This window comes from Flavobacterium gelidicaeli (assembly GCF_013294005.1).
In the GTDB taxonomy this organism is placed as follows: Bacteria; Bacteroidota; Bacteroidia; order Flavobacteriales; family Flavobacteriaceae; genus Flavobacterium.
On record NZ_JABSNK010000006.1, the window covers coordinates 158,457 to 177,632 of the forward strand.

21 protein-coding genes and 1 pseudogene are annotated in these 19,176 nt (G+C 34.7%); 3 read left to right on the forward strand and 19 right to left on the reverse strand.

Going from position 1 to position 19,176, the window contains the following annotated elements; all coding sequences use genetic code 11:
• Positions 1-44: 44 nt before the first annotated feature.
• The 9 genes from moaA to HNP99_RS11140 all read right to left on the reverse strand — a co-directional run bounded on the left by moaA (position 45) and on the right by HNP99_RS11140 (position 7,009).
• The gene (moaA, locus tag HNP99_RS11100; protein ID WP_173853452.1) at positions 45-1,049 is read right to left on the reverse strand and encodes a GTP 3',8-cyclase MoaA; all 1,005 of its coding nucleotides are present in this window, start codon (positions 1,047-1,049) and stop codon (positions 45-47) included.
• Positions 1,039-2,037, reverse strand: a complete 999-nt coding sequence (gene moaCB / locus HNP99_RS11105) for a bifunctional molybdenum cofactor biosynthesis protein MoaC/MoaB (RefSeq protein ID WP_173853453.1) — start codon at positions 2,035-2,037, stop codon at positions 1,039-1,041. Before moaCB ends, moaA begins: the two co-directional genes overlap by 11 nt.
• 87 nt (positions 2,038-2,124) lie before the next feature.
• Complete coding sequence (locus HNP99_RS11110; RefSeq protein ID WP_173853454.1) at positions 2,125-2,571, reverse strand: molybdenum cofactor biosynthesis protein MoaE; 447 nt, start codon at positions 2,569-2,571, stop codon at positions 2,125-2,127.
• Between the two features lie 12 nt (positions 2,572-2,583).
• A complete protein-coding gene (locus tag HNP99_RS11115) occupies positions 2,584-3,813 on the reverse strand; it encodes a HesA/MoeB/ThiF family protein (protein ID WP_173853455.1) in 1,230 nt (409 codons plus the stop codon).
• A 34-nt stretch (positions 3,814-3,847) separates the two neighbouring features.
• Entirely contained in the window at positions 3,848-4,090 is a 243-nt protein-coding gene (locus HNP99_RS11120) for a MoaD/ThiS family protein (RefSeq protein WP_173853456.1), read from the reverse strand.
• Positions 4,087-4,656, reverse strand: a complete 570-nt coding sequence (gene mobA, locus HNP99_RS11125) for a molybdenum cofactor guanylyltransferase (RefSeq protein WP_173853457.1) — start codon at positions 4,654-4,656, stop codon at positions 4,087-4,089. The genes HNP99_RS11120 and mobA overlap by 4 nt, the downstream gene beginning before the upstream one ends.
• 55 nt (positions 4,657-4,711) lie before the next feature.
• Positions 4,712-5,461 (reverse strand): sulfite exporter TauE/SafE family protein, encoded by a 750-nt coding sequence (locus HNP99_RS11130; protein ID WP_173853458.1) that lies wholly within the window; start codon positions 5,459-5,461, stop codon positions 4,712-4,714.
• Positions 5,458-5,787, reverse strand: a complete 330-nt coding sequence (locus HNP99_RS11135; RefSeq protein ID WP_173853459.1) for a winged helix-turn-helix domain-containing protein — start codon at positions 5,785-5,787, stop codon at positions 5,458-5,460. The genes HNP99_RS11130 and HNP99_RS11135 overlap by 4 nt, the downstream gene beginning before the upstream one ends.
• A gap of 52 nt (positions 5,788-5,839) precedes the next feature.
• Complete coding sequence (locus tag HNP99_RS11140) at positions 5,840-7,009, reverse strand: molybdopterin molybdotransferase MoeA (protein ID WP_173853460.1); 1,170 nt, start codon at positions 7,007-7,009, stop codon at positions 5,840-5,842.
• Positions 7,010-7,281: 272 nt separating this feature from the next.
• On the opposite strand from HNP99_RS11140, the gene HNP99_RS11145 reads away from it, so the two are divergent.
• The 3 genes from HNP99_RS11145 to HNP99_RS11155 are packed head-to-tail and all read left to right on the forward strand — an operon-like array spanning position 7,282 to position 10,174.
• Positions 7,282-8,211 carry an ABC-three component system protein gene (locus HNP99_RS11145; protein WP_173853461.1) on the forward strand — a complete coding sequence of 310 codons (930 nt, stop codon included), beginning with the start codon at positions 7,282-7,284 and terminating at the stop codon, positions 8,209-8,211.
• 3 nt (positions 8,212-8,214) lie between these two features.
• Positions 8,215-8,466, forward strand: a complete 252-nt coding sequence (locus HNP99_RS11150) for an ABC-three component system middle component 6 (protein ID WP_173853462.1) — start codon at positions 8,215-8,217, stop codon at positions 8,464-8,466.
• Complete coding sequence (locus HNP99_RS11155; RefSeq protein ID WP_173853463.1) at positions 8,453-10,174, forward strand: DUF2326 domain-containing protein; 1,722 nt, start codon at positions 8,453-8,455, stop codon at positions 10,172-10,174. Before HNP99_RS11150 ends, HNP99_RS11155 begins: the two co-directional genes overlap by 14 nt.
• A gap of 351 nt (positions 10,175-10,525) precedes the next feature.
• Here HNP99_RS11155 and HNP99_RS11160 read toward each other — a convergent pair whose 3' ends face one another.
• From HNP99_RS11160 to HNP99_RS11205, 10 genes and pseudogenes are all read right to left on the reverse strand, one after another.
• Entirely contained in the window at positions 10,526-11,785 is a 1,260-nt protein-coding gene (locus HNP99_RS11160) for an alginate export family protein (protein WP_173853464.1), read from the reverse strand.
• Between the two features lie 7 nt (positions 11,786-11,792).
• On the reverse strand, positions 11,793-12,452 hold the full coding sequence (locus tag HNP99_RS11165) for an SCO family protein (RefSeq protein ID WP_173853465.1): 660 nt from the start codon (positions 12,450-12,452) through the stop codon (positions 11,793-11,795).
• Between the two features lie 31 nt (positions 12,453-12,483).
• The gene (locus tag HNP99_RS11170; RefSeq protein ID WP_173853466.1) at positions 12,484-13,254 is read right to left on the reverse strand and encodes a formylglycine-generating enzyme family protein; all 771 of its coding nucleotides are present in this window, start codon (positions 13,252-13,254) and stop codon (positions 12,484-12,486) included.
• A 29-nt stretch (positions 13,255-13,283) separates the two neighbouring features.
• Positions 13,284-13,607 (reverse strand): annotated as a pseudogene (locus HNP99_RS11175) (c-type cytochrome); the annotation flags it as partial.
• Between the two features lie 91 nt (positions 13,608-13,698).
• Positions 13,699-15,180: a copper-containing nitrite reductase gene (gene nirK, locus HNP99_RS11180; protein WP_173853468.1), complete on the reverse strand. Its 1,482-nt coding sequence runs from the start codon at positions 15,178-15,180 to the stop codon at positions 13,699-13,701.
• Positions 15,181-15,291: 111 nt separating this feature from the next.
• Positions 15,292-15,534, reverse strand: coding sequence for a cytochrome C oxidase subunit IV family protein (locus HNP99_RS11185; protein ID WP_173853469.1), 243 nt, complete (start codon positions 15,532-15,534; stop codon positions 15,292-15,294).
• A 3-nt stretch (positions 15,535-15,537) separates the two neighbouring features.
• Positions 15,538-16,119: a cytochrome c oxidase subunit 3 gene (locus tag HNP99_RS11190; RefSeq protein WP_173853470.1), complete on the reverse strand. Its 582-nt coding sequence runs from the start codon at positions 16,117-16,119 to the stop codon at positions 15,538-15,540.
• 1 nt (position 16,120) lies between these two features.
• Positions 16,121-16,303 carry a hypothetical protein gene (locus HNP99_RS11195; protein WP_173853471.1) on the reverse strand — a complete coding sequence of 61 codons (183 nt, stop codon included), beginning with the start codon at positions 16,301-16,303 and terminating at the stop codon, positions 16,121-16,123.
• 113 nt (positions 16,304-16,416) lie between these two features.
• Positions 16,417-17,382, reverse strand: coding sequence for a DUF438 domain-containing protein (locus HNP99_RS11200; protein WP_173853472.1), 966 nt, complete (start codon positions 17,380-17,382; stop codon positions 16,417-16,419).
• An 8-nt stretch (positions 17,383-17,390) separates the two neighbouring features.
• Entirely contained in the window at positions 17,391-19,166 is a 1,776-nt protein-coding gene (locus HNP99_RS11205; RefSeq protein WP_173853473.1) for a nitric oxide reductase activation protein NorD, read from the reverse strand.
• Positions 19,167-19,176: the final 10 nt, after the last annotated feature.

A 19,176-nucleotide genomic window follows, 5' to 3' on the forward strand; every position in this document is an offset into this window, starting at 1 on the left:
ATAAGAGATTATATTTTATACTATTCAACTGAATTTTATTAAAATCAACCCCCAATCTTGATCATACTTCTATTTTGAGAAAACAGTTTTGGGTTTTGAAATTTTGCATCATCATCCATGCCACCACGCATGGCGTGTTTCGATTTTATATTCTGAAAAATAAGAGGCTCAATAGCTCCTCCAGAACGCAGCGTTTGTAATAAATCCGTTTCAGAATTGGAGAAAAGACAGTTTTTAAGTTTGCCATCGGCGGTCAAACGGATGCGATTACAGCTGCTACAAAAAGGATTTGTTACGGAACTAATCACCGAAAAACTCCCTTTGTAAGATGCTATTTTATGATTCTTGGCGGTATCGTGTGGCTTATCTATCAAGCGTTCCACTTTTTCAACAGTGTATCTATCATTGACTTGCGAAAGGATTTCGGCATAGGAAACCAGCTTCTCCTTGTTCCATTGATTGCCATCAAAAGGCATAAATTCGATAAACCGAATTTGGATGTTTCGGTTTTTGGTCAATTCGATAAAATCAATGATTTCATTGTCGTTAAAACCTTTCATCACCACTACATTCAGTTTCAACTGAAAACCATTGGCGTCAAGCAACTCCAAGTTTTCATTGAATTTATCAAAATAATTCCTGCGGGTAATCTGATTGAACTTTTCTTTTTGTAAACTATCAATACTCAGGTTTAAGGTGTGAACACCTGCTTCTTTGAATGTATCTATAAAATCATGAACCAGAATTCCATTAGTCGTCAGTGTGAGTTCTACTCCTAATTTCCCAAGACGTTTAATGATATCTTTGGCATCTTTTCGAACCAAAGGCTCTCCACCAGTCAGCCTGATTTTATTTACACCTTGATTGACAAAGGTTTGTGCAATAGTAACAATTTCATCTGCAGTCATCAGATGGGCTTTTGGCGTAAGCGAAATCCCTTCGGCCGGCATACAATACGTACATCTCAAATTACAATTTTCTGTAATTGAAATGCGTAAATAGCTGTGTCCGCGACCATGAGTATCCTGCATTTGAATGTTATTTTCCATGGTTGAATCCTTTTAAAATTTTGAATAAATGCAAAACCGAAGGAAAAACGGCGTCCATGGATTCCCCAGCTCCTGCGGTAGAACCAGGTAAAGCCATAATTAAAGTATCTCCTTTAAAACCAACAACGCTTCTGGACAACATAGCATAAGGCGTGCGATCCTGACCGTACGCACGAATCGCTTCCTCGATGCCTGGAATGCGGCGATCTAACAACGGAATCACCGCTTCGGGCGTGACATCTCGATCAGACAATCCTGTTCCGCCAGTCAAGATAACCAAGTCCATATTCTTAGCACATAGTTTATTAATGGTGTCCTGAATGTCTAAAACCTCATCCGGAATAACGATATAATTAGAAACACTTAATCCTAAATTCTTGATTTTATCCGAGATTACTTTTCCGGCTCTATCTTCTTTTTTCCCACTTGAAACACTATCCGAACAGACCATTACCGCTACCGATAAATCCTGAACTTCTTTGTTGCCATAATCTGATTTTCCGCCTTTTTTATGCAATAATTTAATGGTCGAAATTTCTACTTGTTTGTCAATGGGTTTCAGCATATCGTACATCGTTAATGCCACAATCGAAGCACCGTGCATGGCTTCAACCTCAACACCAGTCCTGTAAATTGCTTTTACGGTAACTTTAATCAAAACCGAATCCTCCAAAAATTCATAGTCGATTCCCGTATATTCGATCGGCATAGGATGGCAATCCGGAATAGAATTAGAGGTGTTTTTTACTGCAAAAAGTCCTGCAGTTCTAGCTACTTCTAGCACATCGCCTTTAGGAACTGTTTTATCCAAAATCGCTTTCATCGTTTCTGCCGAGCCTACTTTTACAATAGCCTGTGCCGTTGCGGTGCGAAGCGTAATTATTTTATGTGTAATATCTACCATTTTATAGCTTTTGGCTGTGTTTATATTATTCTTTATGGCACGCAGATTTTTGCTGATTTTTGCTGATTTACTATTATAAATCATTAATCAAAATAATCTTTCTAAAACTAAAAGAAAGATCAGTTTTAAATCCGTTAAATCAGTGTCATCTGTGTTCCATTTCCAAACCTATTAACTGTTTTGCTTCCAAGTATAGGATTCGTCTTCCATTATTTCTTTACCAAAAACAGCGGTCTTTTCTTTGATTTCTTCCACCAAAAACTCCAAGGCTTCATAAACCACTTTTCGCCTTGGTGCCGAGACAAAAACAAAAAGGCAAATCTCCCCCGTTTTTACCGTTCCTAGACTATGATAAATATGCAGACATGAAAGCTCATATTTGGCAAAAGCCGCTTCGCGAATTTCATAAAAAGTCTGTTCAGCCATTTCCTCGTAAGCCGAATATTCGATAGCTACAACCGTTTTCCCATCAATAACATCGGCACGAACTTGCCCTAAAAAAATATTATGAGCCCCGATAGATGTTTTACTTTGATGCTTAGCAATAGAATTCCCAATGAAATCTGATGTTATCGCTCCTTGAATAAAAGAACTTTTTTTAGGTTTTGTTGTTGACATTTTTTTATTTTATTATTTGCTATTAAAAATCACATCGTTATTGCCATTGACATTGATATTGCCATTGACATTGATATTGACATTGACATTTTTTTTCATGGATTCAATTCCTTTTTCAAGATGAGAAAGCTTTGTAAATCCTTCTTTTTTTAAATAGTCCAAAGCCAATTGACTTCGTTGTCCGCTTTGACAGAATAAAACAATCTCTTGCGATTTATCAAGCTTACCGCAATAGTTTTCCAACTCAGCAAGTGGTACGTTCACCACATTTTGCTCGTTGAATTTCGGTTCTTCGTAAGCTTCCCTAATGTCAATGACTACGCAATGGTCATGACGACACTTTTCTAAAAAAGTTTCTTGTTCTAAATTTTCAACTGGTATAAAACGCTGTCCCCTTTTTTCGGTTTCGCCTCCCCTTTCCTTCGGAGAGGGGTTGGGGGTGAGGATATTTATTCCGCTTTTAAGTCCTTTTTCAATTTCTCTAGGATTTTTGGTAAAATCAATTATTTGCGTGTGATACTGTAATGCATCATAAATCAGCAATTTACCTGACAGTACACTTCCTATTTCCAGAATAATCTTTAGCACTTCGGTAGCTTGAAATGCACCAAGTGTATTGGGTAAAACTCCCAAAACTCCCGAACTAACGCAATTTGGAACAGCATTCAAACCCTCCTTTTTAGGAAATAAACAACGGTAACTCGGCCCATTTTTATAATTAAAAACCGAAACCTGCCCTTCAAATTTGTAAATTGATGCGTACACAACAGGAACTTTTTTGATCAGTGAAACATCATTAATCAAATAACGAACACTGATCGTATCGGTACAATCTACGATAATCTGATAATCGGCAACAATTTCAAAGGCATTTTGAGTATTAAAAAACTCAGGAAACACCCTAACTTCAACATCGGGATTCAGTTCTTTAATCACGGTAGCGGCTGTTGCTGCTTTGCTTTTTCCGCAATCTTTTAAAGTGTATAATAATTGTCGATGCAAATTGGTTTCTTCAACGATATCACCATCTACAATTCCGATGAAACCTACTCCAGCGGCAGCCAAATTCTGCAAAACGGGACAACCCAAACCACCCGCACCAATTACTAGAACATGAGCGTTCTGTAATTTTTGCTGGCCTAACTCTCCTATTTCGGGTAGTGCCATTTGCCTGGTATATCTCCCGCTATCCCCCGAAGGGGGAACTGCCACTGCTACTCTATCTAAATTATCTTTTTTCATTTTAGAATTTTATTCCCCATTAGGGATTCAGGGATTATCCTCCCGCAAATGGTGGCAAAAATGCAATTACGTCCTGATCTTTTATCTTGGAATCCATGCCCACCATTGCCTGATTCACAGCAACTGAATAATTGGTATTTTGTAATTCTTGATACGCTGATTCCATTTTAGATTTTAAAAAAGCAACCGAAAAATTGGATTCATCCAATACCATTTGCTCTTCTTTTTTCTTGGTGATATCAGCCAGTAAACCAAAATATTTGATATTTATAATCATGATTTTATTTTTTGATATTCTTCTTGTGTATTTATATTTTGCACTTGATCATTCCATTTTTCGGGAACTACAATGGTTTGGTGCGCCACCTCATCTCGTACGCTTCGCAATCTTAATTGGTCGTTTCTCAGGTTTTTTTCAAAAACAGTCACCAGCGATTGGTCGTATATCGCAATCAAAGGATAGCTTTTGTCATTGGCCTGCACTTGCGTCATTAAAAAGGATTCCGAGTGATTTTCGAGAATCCATAGCAACAATTCGGTGGTGACCAGAGGCGCGTCCACGCTTAGGACAAAGTTTAATTTTGTTTTGGACTGTTGCAAAGCAGTATAAATTCCGCCCACAGGTCCTTTGTCTTCTATTATATCTTCAATTCGGGTATAACCCAAAAAATCATAGTCAGTATTAGAGGAAACAATAACAATATTCTCGCCCACAATACGGCTTACAGCTTCACAAATATGGCTGACAAATGGTTTTCCGTTCAAAGGCAGCAAACCTTTATCGGTTCCCATGCGTTGGCTTTTACCGCCTGCTAGTATAAATGCTGTTATTGTTTTTTCCATTTTTTTTCTATGTAAAACTTATTTTGTTCTTTCTCCCCCTTTTGGGGGCTGGGGGCTATGCGGTTACATATAATTTATAAATCGCTATGGAAAGTACTACGGCCAATACATTTCGTAAAACCAGTGTGTTGAATTTTTTGCTTCCGTAATAAGCTCCAAAAAAACCACCTATAAAAATAATGGCTATCAATGGCAACGACGATTCTGGAAGTAATCCACCTTGGAGCAAGAAACCAGAAATTCCGGATATTGAGTTAACGAAAATAAACAAGGCCGAAACCGCTGCCGTTTCTTTCATTGTCCCCCAACCTAAAAGAAGGATTACAGGACTCAATATAATACCGCCGCCAATACCTATCAAACCAGACAAAAGTCCGATGACAGCTCCCACAAATAAGGCTACATATATATTTACGGGCTTTATCTCCTCCTTCGTTTTTCCTAATAAACCCAACAACCGCATCACCGCAAAAATTAAGGCTGTCGCCAAAATTATTTTATAATAAAAAGTGGAAACCGTAAGATATCCGCCCAAAAATGAAAAAGGAACCGAGGTTATTGCAAAAGGATAAAATAAGTTCCATTTGAACTTTTTTTCTTTATAATAAAAGTAAAAGGCAATTCCCGAAACCAGAATATTAAGCACTAAAGCAGTTGGTTTCATAAACGTTACTGGAAAAGCAAAGGCACTCATTAATGCCAAATACCCGCTTGCTCCTCCGTGGCCTACGCTAGCATACAAAAAAGCAACGATAGGTAACAAAAGCAACAACAAAGGGGTGTCAAATAAATGGACTGCAGTCATAGGGAATGTTTTTTGAGCTGTTCGTCAAGAAACTCCCAACAGGCTGCATTAATAGATTCGAAAGAAGTTATAAGTGATTCGCCATAGGGAGTTAGTATAGTACCTCCGCCTTTGCTTCCACCCACTTGGGTTTCTATCAAAGGGCTGCTTGCCGCTTTATTAGAAACGTCTACTAATTTCCAGGCTTTTTGGTAGGATAGATTCATCGCTTTGGCTGCTTTATTGAGCGAACCCGTTTCGGCAATCAATTTCAATAATTGAACACGGCCTTCACTAATGAGAATGCCTTCCTCTGTTTCTATCCAAATTTTACTCTTTATCTTCAAAACTAAAAATCGTTCGTTATACTTTTACAAATATAACGAAAAGAACTATCAATTATATATGATAAACAGCAACTTGTGAACCTTTAACGATTTCGTAGTTACCATCAGACACAAAAACGAGACTATTGGCAACCGAAAAAGAGTTCAACATCGAGGAAGCTTGATGCGACAAGATCGTAACAGTATCACCGTCAACATTGGCTTTTAGAAATTGACAACGGCTGTTATTTACGCTAAAATCGTGGCTGATTGTTTTGCGAACGGTTTGATTGTAGTTTGTTGCTTTTCCCGAAAGAATGGTTAGTGTAGGCAACACATACACATAAAAACAAGTCAAACAAGCTCCTGGATTGCCTGGTAAAGCAAATACCATTTTATCTTTTAGCCTACCAGCAAATAAAGGTTTCCCTGGTTTTTGATTTACTTTATAAAATAAGGTTTCCACCTCTAGTTCTTTTAAGGCCTGCGCTACAAAATCATAATCTCCTACTGATATTCCGCCGGAAACTAGCACCACATCATTTTCGGACAAGGCTTGTTGTATTTTGTTTTTAGTATTTTCGAAATTATCATTTACTTCATAAAGGGTAACAGCATCGTAAAACGCATCTTTTAAAGCTGATTCTAGCATGACACCATTACTTTCATATACTTTTCCGTATTCTAATGGATTTCCGGGTTTCACCAATTCGTTTCCTGTAATCAGAATTCCAATAGCGGGTTTTTGATATACTTTTACTTTGGTAAATCCCAAACCTGCTAGAAACCCAATGGCTGCGGCATTAAGTACCGAACCTTTTTCAAGCGCCAGATCGCCTATGGCAGTTTGTTCGCCAATTGGTCGGATATTTAAACTTAGTTTTAGTTGTTCTTCTAGTTTTAAAACAGTCTCATTAACCGAAACTTTTTCGATTTGGATCACTGCTGAAGCCGAATCAGGAACTGCTGCGCCTGTAAATATTTTGACTGCTTGACCGGGTAGTAATTTAACTTGGTGGCTGTCTCCTGCTTTTATTTCACCAATAATTTCATAATTCAAACTATTGTGAAAGTTGACTGCAAATCCATCCATAGCCGATTGTCGGAACGGGGGCATGTTTATGGGAGAATACAAAGATTGTGATACTACATGTTTACGCGCTTTTGACAAAAGATATTCTACTTCCTTTAGTTCGGGTAGCTTATTTTTTAGTATCGAAAATGCCTCTTGTACTGAAACCATGTTTTAATGTTTTAATGTTTTAATTGAATTCAAAAATACGATTCGGAATTGACTTATCAATCGGGTTCTATTTATTAATTGTGATTTTCAGCAATTTTGTAAAAGCGTGCCTGATCATTATTAAAAATGAAAAGCAGCTACAGTCAAGCGTTATATTTCGTTATACGACAACTTATTCGCGTAGAGGACATTCAAACATATTTTTAAAAAACAAAACATTTATTTAATATGTTTATTTTTACTTTATTTGCATTATAACTATACAAACAAAAATGACAAAGGAAGAAAAGTATCTGGGTAGAATTTTACTAAAAAATAAATTTTATGAGGTTGACAAGCAAACCTATGAAGATTTGTTTACTAAAATAATGCAAAATCAAGATTCTAACTTCAAACAAATTAAACCACAAGGACGCCTTGGAGATGGTAAGTGTGATGGTTTTAATACAAAAACGGGTGAATATTATCAAGTGTATGCTCCCGAAGAATTAACGGGAAATGAAGCTGTATTACTATCAAAAATGGAAGCTTCAATTATTGGATTACTCAGTTTTTGGAAAGAGAAGGGATTTGAAGTTAAACGATTTAATTATGTAGTAAAAGATAATTACAAAAATGTTTATGCTTTAACATATACAAACGCAAAATTAATTGCAAAAAAATACCAAATTGAATGCGAAGTAATAACCTGTAAAGATTTAGAAGATATTTTTATGGAGTTTGATTTAGAAGAAATGGAATCTATTTTAGGTGGTATGATTCCAAATCCTGATAATATATCAAATTTTGAATATGATGTAATGAATGAAGTAGTAAATCATTTAAAAGAACGAAAATCGAGAAATATTTTAGAGAAAATACCTTCGAATCCTAACTTTGACAATAAAATTACATTCAATTCATTAAGTGAAGTTATAAGTGAAATTCTAAATATTTCACAAAGACAAAATTATGCAATAAATGACTTCTTTCAATTGAACAGTAAATTTATTAAGGAAGATTTAAGAGAAATATTCACTACATTATATGAAGAAGGAAAAGAATTAATTCCTGAAAGCGAAACTAAAAATGATGAGATTTTTCTTTATATTGTTGAAAAATCTATACCAAATGACAAACATAACACCCAAGATGCTATCTTTGTACTTATGGCTTATTATTTTGAATATTGTGATATATTTGAAACACCAACTAATAATTAATTTATGATTTTACCATCAAAACATATTAGATTTTCAGAATCATTACTTGGTTTAGGAGGAGTATTACTAAGTTTTATTAATGAACCTAAAACAGTTGATGATATTTGGTTCAAGTATTCTGAAATAAATAATTCTAAAAAAGGATTTCCTGCATATCACAATTTTGACAATGTAATCCTAGCTTTAAACTATCTTTATCTTATTGGAGCAATATTAATAGACAATAACGGAAAAATTCACAATGCGGCTAATTGAATTAAGAGCAAATAAAAAATCCTTTCATACTGTAACATTTAACCCCAATGGGATAACTGTTATTGCTGCTATTAAAGAAACAGAAGATCAAAAAAAAACGTATAATAGTGTTGGTAAATCACTTACTATTGCACTTATACATTTTTGTTTGGGGTCAAATTCTAACAAAGAATTTTTAAAATTAGAAGATTGGATATTCACTCTTGATTTTAAAATTGGAAATGAAGATTTTACTTCAATTCGTTCAACAATTAATCAAAAAGAAATTGAGCTAAATGGTAAAAAACATTCCTTAAAAGAATTTAATAAAATTTTAGAAGAAAAACTTTTTAGAATAAAAGATAATACTAAATATATTACTTTCAGGAGTTTAATGCCACGTTTTATTAGATATGGGGAGGATGGTTATATTTCAAATGATAGATATATTAAAAAAGAAAATCCTTTATCTACACTTTTAAACAACGCTTTTTTATTAGGCCTAGACACAGATCTAATTTTAAAAAAAGCTGATTTAAGAGAGAAAGAATTAAATATAGGTAAACTAAAAGCTCAATTAAATAATCCTGAATTTAAAGCAATTTTTGGAACAGAAAATAAAAAAGATTTAGAAATCAAGATTGTTGAGCTTGAAATAGTAATTAGAAGATACAAAAAAAGTATTAATGAATTTATCATTGCTGAAGATTATGATTCAATAAGAAAAGAAGCTGATAAGATTTCTTACACCTTAAAAAATATAAAGAATAAAGCATCTAAATTACAAATCGCAATTTCTAATATTGATAAAAGTTTAGAAATTCAACCTGACATTTCAAAAGAACAAATAATAAAATTATACGAAAATGCAAGGTTTGAACTTGGTGAAATGGTAATCAAAAAATTGACAGAGTTAGAACAATTTAATAGTCAAATTTTAGATAATAGAAAAAGAAAATTAATTCAAGAAAAAAGAGATTTTGAAATTCAATTATTAGAAATTAGTAAAACAATTTCTGAACTTGGTCGTCAAGAAGATGAAAAGTTACAATATCTCAACTCAACTGGTGCTTTAGATGATTACACTAAATTAAATCAAGCTTTAAATGACAATGAAAAGAGATTACATTCATTATTACAATATAAAAAACTAGAATCAGATTATAAATTGTTTGTAGAAGAAAACAAAAAAGATTTTACAAATGAAAATATAATAACGGCTAAATATATTGAACAAGCAGATGATTTAATAAAAGAAAATATAATCCTTTTTAAATATTTTGTTGAAAGATTTTATTCAGAAAAAAATTCTGGAATAACAATTTTAAATAATGAGGGTAAAAATGCAACTAGATTCGATATAAAAGCTAAAATTCAGGATGATGCTGGAAATGCTGTTAAAGAAGTGAAAATTTTCTGTTATGATTGGACTATATTAAAAGGTAAGCACAATCACAATGTAAATTTTTTATTTCACGACAGTAAAATTACTGGAGATATGGATACTCGGCAAGTTAAAACTATGTTTGAAGTGGCAAATAATGAATGTAAATTAAATGACTTTCAATATATTATTTCATTAAATCAAAATGTAATTGAAAACTTAAAAACTGAAATGACTAGTGAACAACATCAAGAATTAGTTATGGATAGAATTAAGCTTACATTAAGTGATAAATCTCCTGAAGAAAAATTACTTGGAATACAAATAGATTTGAATTACGAATAGTAATCTAAATAAAAACAGCATTTAGCGAGATTCTCGTTTGAGTAGCATTAACGCTTTTATCATACCATTGGTTCTGTAGAAAATATTTTGCTTAAAAGTCCTCAACCTCTCCAAGCGTTATATTTCGGAAATTTATTGTCGTTACTATTGGTTTTGCGTGAGGGATAGTAGTGAAAAGCCCACAGACAAGTGTAGCGATAGCGGAACTTGTTGAGGACTTGTAACGGATAGCCCGACCCGATTTTTTGGAGGGTCACGCCCAAAATATTTTTTGAATCTTTAGTTATTAAAAATGAAAAAGACTGTGAAACCAACGCACAGTCTTTTTCGAATTAATAAACCTAAACTTAACTATTTTGTTGCGAATATTCTAGGACTAAATGAAACCATAACCCAAACCCAGTTGTTTGTATTGCTTGCGTTTCCTCCTTTTAGTCGCTCTAATGTTGTTGAACCAAACATTTGAGAATATCCTGCCGAAGCTGTAATGTCTTTTTGTAACGCGTAACTTGTTGTAAAGTCAAGTTCTGTCCCTAAATAGCTGTCCATTTTTGCATTGGAAGCATCCAAAACTGTGTTTGGAGCCGAGAATACATGCGGAATTAAATTAAACTGCCATTTGTTTTGGGTGTAATTTAGTTTTAAATAGGCATCTTGTAATCCAACGCTATTTATGTGATTGCCTACATAGAAATAATCCATCAAACCATTGAAACCGTGATTAGTTCCAAAAAGGGGTGTGAATGATTTAAAATCAGTGCTGCTGTCATTTTGATCTTTTCCAGAAAGAAATTCATATCCCAAGGCTGCTTTAAACTTAGCTGTAACAGCATATCCTAAATAAGCACCCGCATTAAAAGCGCTTACCTCTTGACCACTGCTTTTACCTGTTTGTGCATATAAACCTAGGTTTGTATCCCATTTATTTTCTTTGTAAGAAAGATAAGTTCCAAAGGTTTGTTTGTAATCTACTTTTAAGTCGGTTAGTGTTTTTGCATACTCGTAACCCGTATTTAACAATAATAAACTCATGTTTAATTTACTAAATGCAATATGATACCAGGCGTATTGCATGGATTTGTAATTGGTTGTGTACGGCGTAGTTGGCGCTACTAGATTTTCTTTATCTGCATTTAATGCAAACCCTAAATCCAGCTGATTATTTTTTGGATGGAAAGAGATTACTGCGGCATCATGGCTTTGTCCTTGTTGTGCCCAGTCAATTTCGCCTAAAATACGCTGGTTGTCGTACGAAATCACCTGACGTCCTAAACGTGCGCTCCAGTTGGTATCAAAATCGTATTGTGCCCAAGCTTCGAAAACCGCAATTGCATTTTTATCAGCGGTGGTTGTGGTAGCCACATCACCCCAAGTACGTATGTTTTGTAGGCTTAATTTGGTTTTTAACTTGTCTTGTTTGAAGTTCAAAATTAAACGAGAACGTTGAGATACAAATGAGGTCGCGTCTTCTGAATCTTTAATTAAGCTTTTAAATCCGTTTCGATACTCAAAACGAGGTCTAAGTTGTAGACTTGCGTCAAATTCTTGAGCGTAAGAACCTATGCTTATCAATCCAAAGAATGATAAACCAATTATTTTTAATGATTTCATGAGTTGTTTAATTTAGCTTATTCGCCTCTTCCGTAATTTTTTTAATCGTTTCATCCGAGTTTACACCAATGCCTTCTTGTTGAAAAGCCAGTTCGCCTTCGGCATTAAAAACACTAATAATGTTTGAATGTGAAAAATCCATCGGTGATATTTTTTTGTAATTTACTGCTAATACTGCAGCAAATTCACGTGTATTTTCTTCCGTTGAGCGCAAGAATAACCATTGATCGCCTTCCATTTTATTTTCGATAGAGAACGCTTTTAATTTTTTTGAAGTGTCAACCTCTGGGTCGATACTCACTAAAACAAGCTTGACATTTTTTTTAATATTATCTGGTAAATGAGCTTCTATATTTCGCATATCAGCTACTAATCTTGGGCAAGCCGACTTACAAGAAGTGTAGATCATTACCATTACAAGAACTTTTCCTTTTAAATCTACCATCTCGATATTCTTGTTATCTTGAGTAGTCCATTTTGACGGTAAATTATAGATTGATAAATCCGAAATAGGTTTAGCAGCTGGTTTTTCAGTTGCATTCTCTCCGGATTTGTTTTCTTCCTTTTTCTTATTGCACGATTGAAGTGACAACAGCATTATTGCTACTCCTAAAACGAGCTTTAAACTACTAGTTAAGGTACTAGTTAATGTACTAATTGATTTCATTTCTTTAATTTTTGAATTGTTTTCGGAACGGTTATTTATCCCTAGCGCAACGGAAACCTAGGTTTTTAGTGGTGTAACTTGCTTTTAAACTTCCTCGAAAAGCATAACGCATAAAAGCGGCATAATTCATCAAATCAGTGGCATTGATAGAGGCGCTTCCGCAAAATAGATTCTTGTCGGTATCCTTATCTTTTCTAGATTCACCAGAAAGAAAAATACTATTGAAGTCGCCAGTCCATTCCCAAACTAATCCATGCATATCATAAACACCCCAATAATTTTTGAATGTTTCCCCTACATGATTAGCATAAGTATTTGGCTTTTCATACCAAGACATAATGTATTTATTGAAGCTTTCTTTGGTACGCGCATCGATTCTTTTTTCATCGGCCATAGCCACATATTCCCATTCGTCCATAGTAGGCAATCGTTCTCCTTGACATTCGCAATATTTCTTTGCAGTAAACCAAGAAACATTTGTCACTGGCGCATTGCTTAAATTAGCTTTTCCGTAATTATAATCACTTGCCCAATGTGATAGATAGCTTTTATCAGCAAATAGTCCTTTTATTTTAGAACGTGTATTTTCTGGATATTTTTTTAGAAATGCTAAATATTGCGCATTTGTAACAGGGTAAACATCAAGATAAAACGCTTTTACTTCTACCGGTTTTTTATCTGCGGCACCATAAAGGGGAACAAATGTTCCCCTTTCTATAGCAACCATTTTAGTTTGTTGAGCCCATAGCGATGTTGCTATTAGTAATAGAAATAATGACAAAACTATTTTTCGTTTTAACATGGCTATTGTTTTTTATGCTTTTGTATTTATTATTTCCTTTGGGCTTTTACCATTGCTGTTGTAACCACTGTTTTATTATTACCCCAACTTGAGTACACATAAGTCATTACATCTGCTATTTGTTGGTCACTTAAAGCTTGAGCCGGCATGGCACTGTTAAACTTTTTACCATTTACGATAATTGCACCCGTAAGTCCTTTTACTACACCTTTAATCGCTCGATTTGCATCTTTATTCAAGTAATCTGATTTAGCCAATGGAGGGAAAGCACCAGGAATTCCTAACGCAGTCGCTTGATGGCAAGCCACGCAAACCTTATCATAAACTACTTTTCCTTTGGCTGCATTTTGGCTGAATCCTTGTAAAGCCAATGTCAACATTGCGATTGTAAAAACATACTTTTTCATCTTGTTCTTAATTTATTGTTGTAACTATTTTTGTTTATTATTCATGAATATCTTTAGTCTTTGGAGCGGGTGTCGCTCTAATTGCTTTTACTCTTGCTGGAGTTATCACTGTTTTATTATTTCCCCAACTGCTGTACACATAGGTTAAAACATCGGCAACTTCATCATCAGTCAAGTTTTGACTCGTCATCACATTATTGAATTTTTTTCCGTTTACCGTAACTTCTCCACTCAAACCGCGTAATACCGCACCAATAGCTCTATCCGGATTGGCATTCAAGAAATCTGATTTGGCTAACGGTGGGAAAGCATTTGGAACTCCTTGTCCTTCTTGTTGGTGACAAGCAAAACAAGTTCTTCCGTACAATTCCTTACCAGAGCTAACTTGTTGTGCAACTGTTTTAGCAACCGTAGGTTTTTCTTTTCCAGCAACTTTTGGCATATTTTGTACCGTTCCACCTTCAGGTAAATAAATTCCTTCTTGTATTGTTCCAGAATATACTTTTTTATTGTCTTCGCCTTCTACTTTCAACATCCCTAAAGCTCCTTTGTTAAAGGCTCTAAAAATAGAGTGATCTACTAGAATGAATGTTCCAGGAACCTCTACTTTAAGTTCAACTATAACGGCTCCACCAGCAGGAATCAAAGTGGTTTGTACATTTTTATTAATCAAATCTCCACCTTCAATATGCACTTTATCAAAGATTTCACCAATGGCGTGAAAAGAAGACACTAAGTTAGGTCCACCATTACCCATAAAAATACGTACTGTTTCGCCTTTTTTAGCTGTTAATGCTTTTTCGCCAGTCAAGGCTCCTACTTTACCATTAAACACTACATAATCTGGAGTTTCTTTAATCGCTTTATCCATATCAAAAGCTTGGTGCCCTTGTTCTCCATAAGCACCTTTAGTATAGAAATCCCCTTGCATGATGTAGTACTCTTTGTCTACTGGAGGTAAACCACCTTCTGGTTCCACCAAAATCAAACCATACATTCCGTTTGCGATGTGCATTCCTACAGGTGCTGTTGCACAATGGTACACATACAAACCAGGAAGTAATGTTTTGAAATTAAATACTTTTTCGTGTCCTGGCGCTACAAGCGATGAAGTTGCTCCTCCACCTGGACCTGTTACCGCATGTAAATCGATATTGTGCGGCATCTTGTTGTCTGGATGGTTTTTCAAATGAAATTCTACCTCATCTCCTACTCTAGTTCTAATAAAACTACCCGGAACTGATCCCCCAAATGTCCAATAGGTATATTTCACCCCATCAACCATTTCTCCTTCTTGTTCCTTGATTTCCATGTTCACGATCAGCTTTTTTGCCGCTCGATCTCCTACTGGTTTAGGAACAAATGGTGGTGCTGTAAGTTCAGCAACTTGCTGCCCTTCTACTTTTATACTTTCGTAATATTTAGCATCTTTCTCTTCTGTTTTACCACAAGAAAAAAGTCCTAAAGCCAGAGCTACTACTACAATAGCATTTTTTGTTTGTTGTTTAATGTTATTCATAATATGAATGGTTTTGGTTTTATATTCGCTTTCTATTCTTATTCAAAATTAAGAGATAAAAAGGTCTTTTATTATGATAAAAGTCATGTTTTTAACTTTATTTTAAGGATTTTAAAAAATTAATAAAATCAGTGAAATGATCAGTGTTAAAACAATAATTAAGGTGTATTTCCAAGCTGAATTTGCCTTTTTTAATTCCATAAATTGAAATGCAACCAACAAGAATTTAATGCCTGAAAGTCCCATTATCAAAGCGACAGCTATATTCGAAAATGAAGTTGAATTTGAAATTAAAGCAGTAGTAATCGTCAATACAATTAATAATCCGTAAGTAACTAATAGTGATTTTTTCATTTCTTAAAAGATTAAATAAAGTGTTGGAAAAAGTAGGAGCCAAATCAAATCACACATATGCCAAAAAGCGCCACAGGCTTCAATGTCTTCAACAGCGGTATCCGAATTTTTCTTGGTCATTCCGTCGTTTGTCCAAATCAAAATTACCAATCCCATAATGACATGAATCAAGTGAAAAGCGGTAAGCAACCAATAAAAACTAAAGAAAACATTTGTTTCTAATGTAATTCCAGATTCAATTTTGTGATAATATTCTACACTTTTTACGATCAAAAATAACAAACCACCAAGCATCGTTAGCTTGAAATAAAAGGATGATTTTGCTATATTTTTTTCCTTAAATTGGTGCACGGCGGTAGCCATAAAAAAACCACTAGTCAATAAGAAAATAGTATTAATAGCTCCAAAAGTACTATTGAGTTGCAAACGGGATTGATGAAATACTTCTGGCTCTTGGTGTCCATAATAAACAAAGGCAATTAATGCCATTCCGAAAGTTATTAATTCCAAATAAATGATAATCCACATCAAAATCCCTCCGGGCGGGTAAAAGATGTTTTTGTAGTCGATTTTTAATGTGCTCATTTTAGTTTTTATTTTCAGATTTGGTTTCAGCAGCTATTCGGGTTGACGTTTTTATTTCATGAAAATTGGTCTTAGCTTTATTATTTGCAAAAAAAACAAAACCGAAAAACATCATGATAAAAAACGGAAACAAGACAAACAATAGTTGCTTGATTTTAACTTTTATTTTGACTTTTGGGTACATACAATTGATTTTATATTATGCTGTTTTTATAAACCTCCCCTTCACCTATTAGAAGTTGGAATCCATTTGAAGCAGAGAGGAGGTCAGGAAAAATGGCTCTTTTATTATTTAAACTATTCCCAGTCTAGTAGTCGTTTTTCACCTTCAATTTTCTTGATATCGGTGATATCCTGCGACATTTCTATGACTCCTTTGTAATTTTTATCGGCGTCCCTAACTGCAAAATAACGTATGTAGATTAAGCGATCTTTGAAGTTAATCCAAAACGAGGATTCGCTTTTGGTTCCTTTTCTAAATTCTTCCAAAATTTTGAGAACGGTTCCTACGCTTTTGGGCGGATGACAAAATTTTACTTCTCGACCGATAATTCCGGCACTTCGAGGAAAAACACGTTCTTCACCTCTATTATAGAAAATAACTTTATCATTTTCATCCACATAAGTAAGATCTAGAGGCAGGGTTCGAAAAAGCAAGTTCACTTGTTCTACCGTCATATGCCCTTCGTCATAATGAGAAGTGTTTTCTAAAGAGAAAGGCATTTCCCTTACCGTAAAATCTTCACTTGGGTGAACATAAGCAATCGCAGGATATGGAGCTGGTGGTTGTGAAAGCATCCATCCAATTTCTTCTTCGCCTTCACGCATGGTGATCCAATCTTTTTCGGTCAATATGTCTAAGGCATTTGGAAACAAAACAGTTTCTTCAACATCCAATAATCGGTAAATTCCATTAATTAAATATGGAGCATTCTCCTTTATTTTTCCGAAATCCCTTGCGTCGATATGCTGACGCAAAATTTTAAATTGTTCTCTCAAATTGTCATGAAACGACCACATTCCTTGAGACGGTCCTACCCAACCTTTTAGCTCCAAAAACGGAAAAAGTTGATTTTCTTTGCGTGCAAATCGTTTCTCAATTGTGTGTAATTGATTGAAAATATTAGTGTATTTCTGTAATTCGTCCTCTGGATTTACTTCAGCTAATTCTGTTAACAGTGTGTTTATAATTTCCTTTTCCTGAAAGTAAACCGAAACTGGGTGTCCTTCTGGAAGTGCTGTGGTATTTGATACTTCATTCATATCATTACTTATTTTTGATGTTTAATTTTTTCGTACAATTTCACTAAGGATTGTAACAACTCGACGGGAGTCGTCAAAATTTGGTAATGATTTTGTCCGAACATTTGCGGCAGATAATATTTAGCCTGAGCTTCAATGGCTAAAGCATAAGAATTAATATTCCTGCGGTTGAGCTCTCGAAGTGCTTGCTTCACATCATTAATACCGTATTTACCTTCGTATTTATCGTAATCATTGGGTTTTCCGTCAGAAATTAGAATAACCCATTTGTTTTTGGTGCTTCTGCTGTCTAATCGTGCGCCTGCATGTCGCAAAGCAGCACCAATTCGAGTATAACCGTTTGGTTCTATAGCTCCAATTTTATGCTTGGCTACGTCCCATTTTTCGTCAAAATCCTTAACCGTTAAGTAGGTCGAATAGTTGCGCGTTTTAGAATAAAAACTATCAATCGAAAAATCAATATTGAATTCATTCAACATTTCTCCAAAGAGAATAGAAACTTCTTTTTCGACATCAATCACCCTATTTCCTGCCGCGTAGCTGTCGCTGGAAAGACTGATATCCAAAAGCAAAAGAATCGATAAATCTTTGTCTTTTTTTCTATTCGAAATATAAACATTCTCAGACGGCGTGCGTTTAGAATGAACATCTACATATAAATCTGTTAACGCATCGAGGTCAAACTCTTCTCCTTGATTTTGACGTTTTTGTTGTTGCATTTTATTGTTAACGCTCGTCAACATTTTTCGCAAACCCATTAAGGTTGCCGCGTTCTTTGTAATTGTATTTTTATAATAATTGGAATCTATTTTAAGCTGTGACTTGGGGTAGACTTTACAGAAATCGTCTTTATAATTGCGTTTGTCAAAATCCCATTCGTCATACTTAATGTGAAAACCTTTGGCATCCACTTCGGCACTTTCGGAGATCGTAGTATTTTCTACAAAGTCTGCTTGATAAACAGAATGTGCAGTATCATCAACTCTCACGGTGAATTTCATGCTCAACTCTTCTAACGCATCTTGATGCTCCTCTAATTCGTCTGAACCATCAAAATCACGCCAAACACCATTGAACTCTTCGGCGGTTTCTACTTTTTCAAAATTATGCAGCATCACATAATCTTCTTGTTGTTTTTTGTCTAATTCAACCGTAATTACTTCTTCTACAGCAGTTGCTTTCAAAGTTGTTGTAGGTTGCGGCTCATTGGCTTTTTTGATTTTATCCGAAAAATTCTCCAGCTTTTTATCGCTGTTTACTTCAATTTCATTCTGCATCCATTTTCCGTACAACCACGAATAATCGGCGGCAATCTTATCGGTTGCTTTTTGAGTGAAATGATTTTTTACTTTCGAATGAAAATCGGCATCGATAGAAAATTCGTTAAATAAAATGGATAGAATTTCTTCGGATGTCTCTAATGCTTTTTGCTGTGAAAGTTCTAATGATTGATCACTTTCAGTAGGTTTCCAGTTGAATCCCAAACGTTTTTGAATACTCAGATACACCACCCGAAAGAGATAAAAAGTAAGATTCTCATTCGTAGTCTCTAATTCCGAAAAGGATATTGGAAGGAAAAAATTATTATTTTTATAACCACCTTCCCTTTCCGCAGGATATATATCGATAGGATCGCCCGTTAATGCGCGAGCCAAAATCGTTAAACGGGATTTGACATCATTCAACAGTACCGTTCTTGCTACAATTTTGGGATCAATTTTTCTGCTTTTTTTCAATTGCTTGAAAAATTTCCCTACTAAATATTCGTCTAATTCGAAACCCATAGTTATCCCC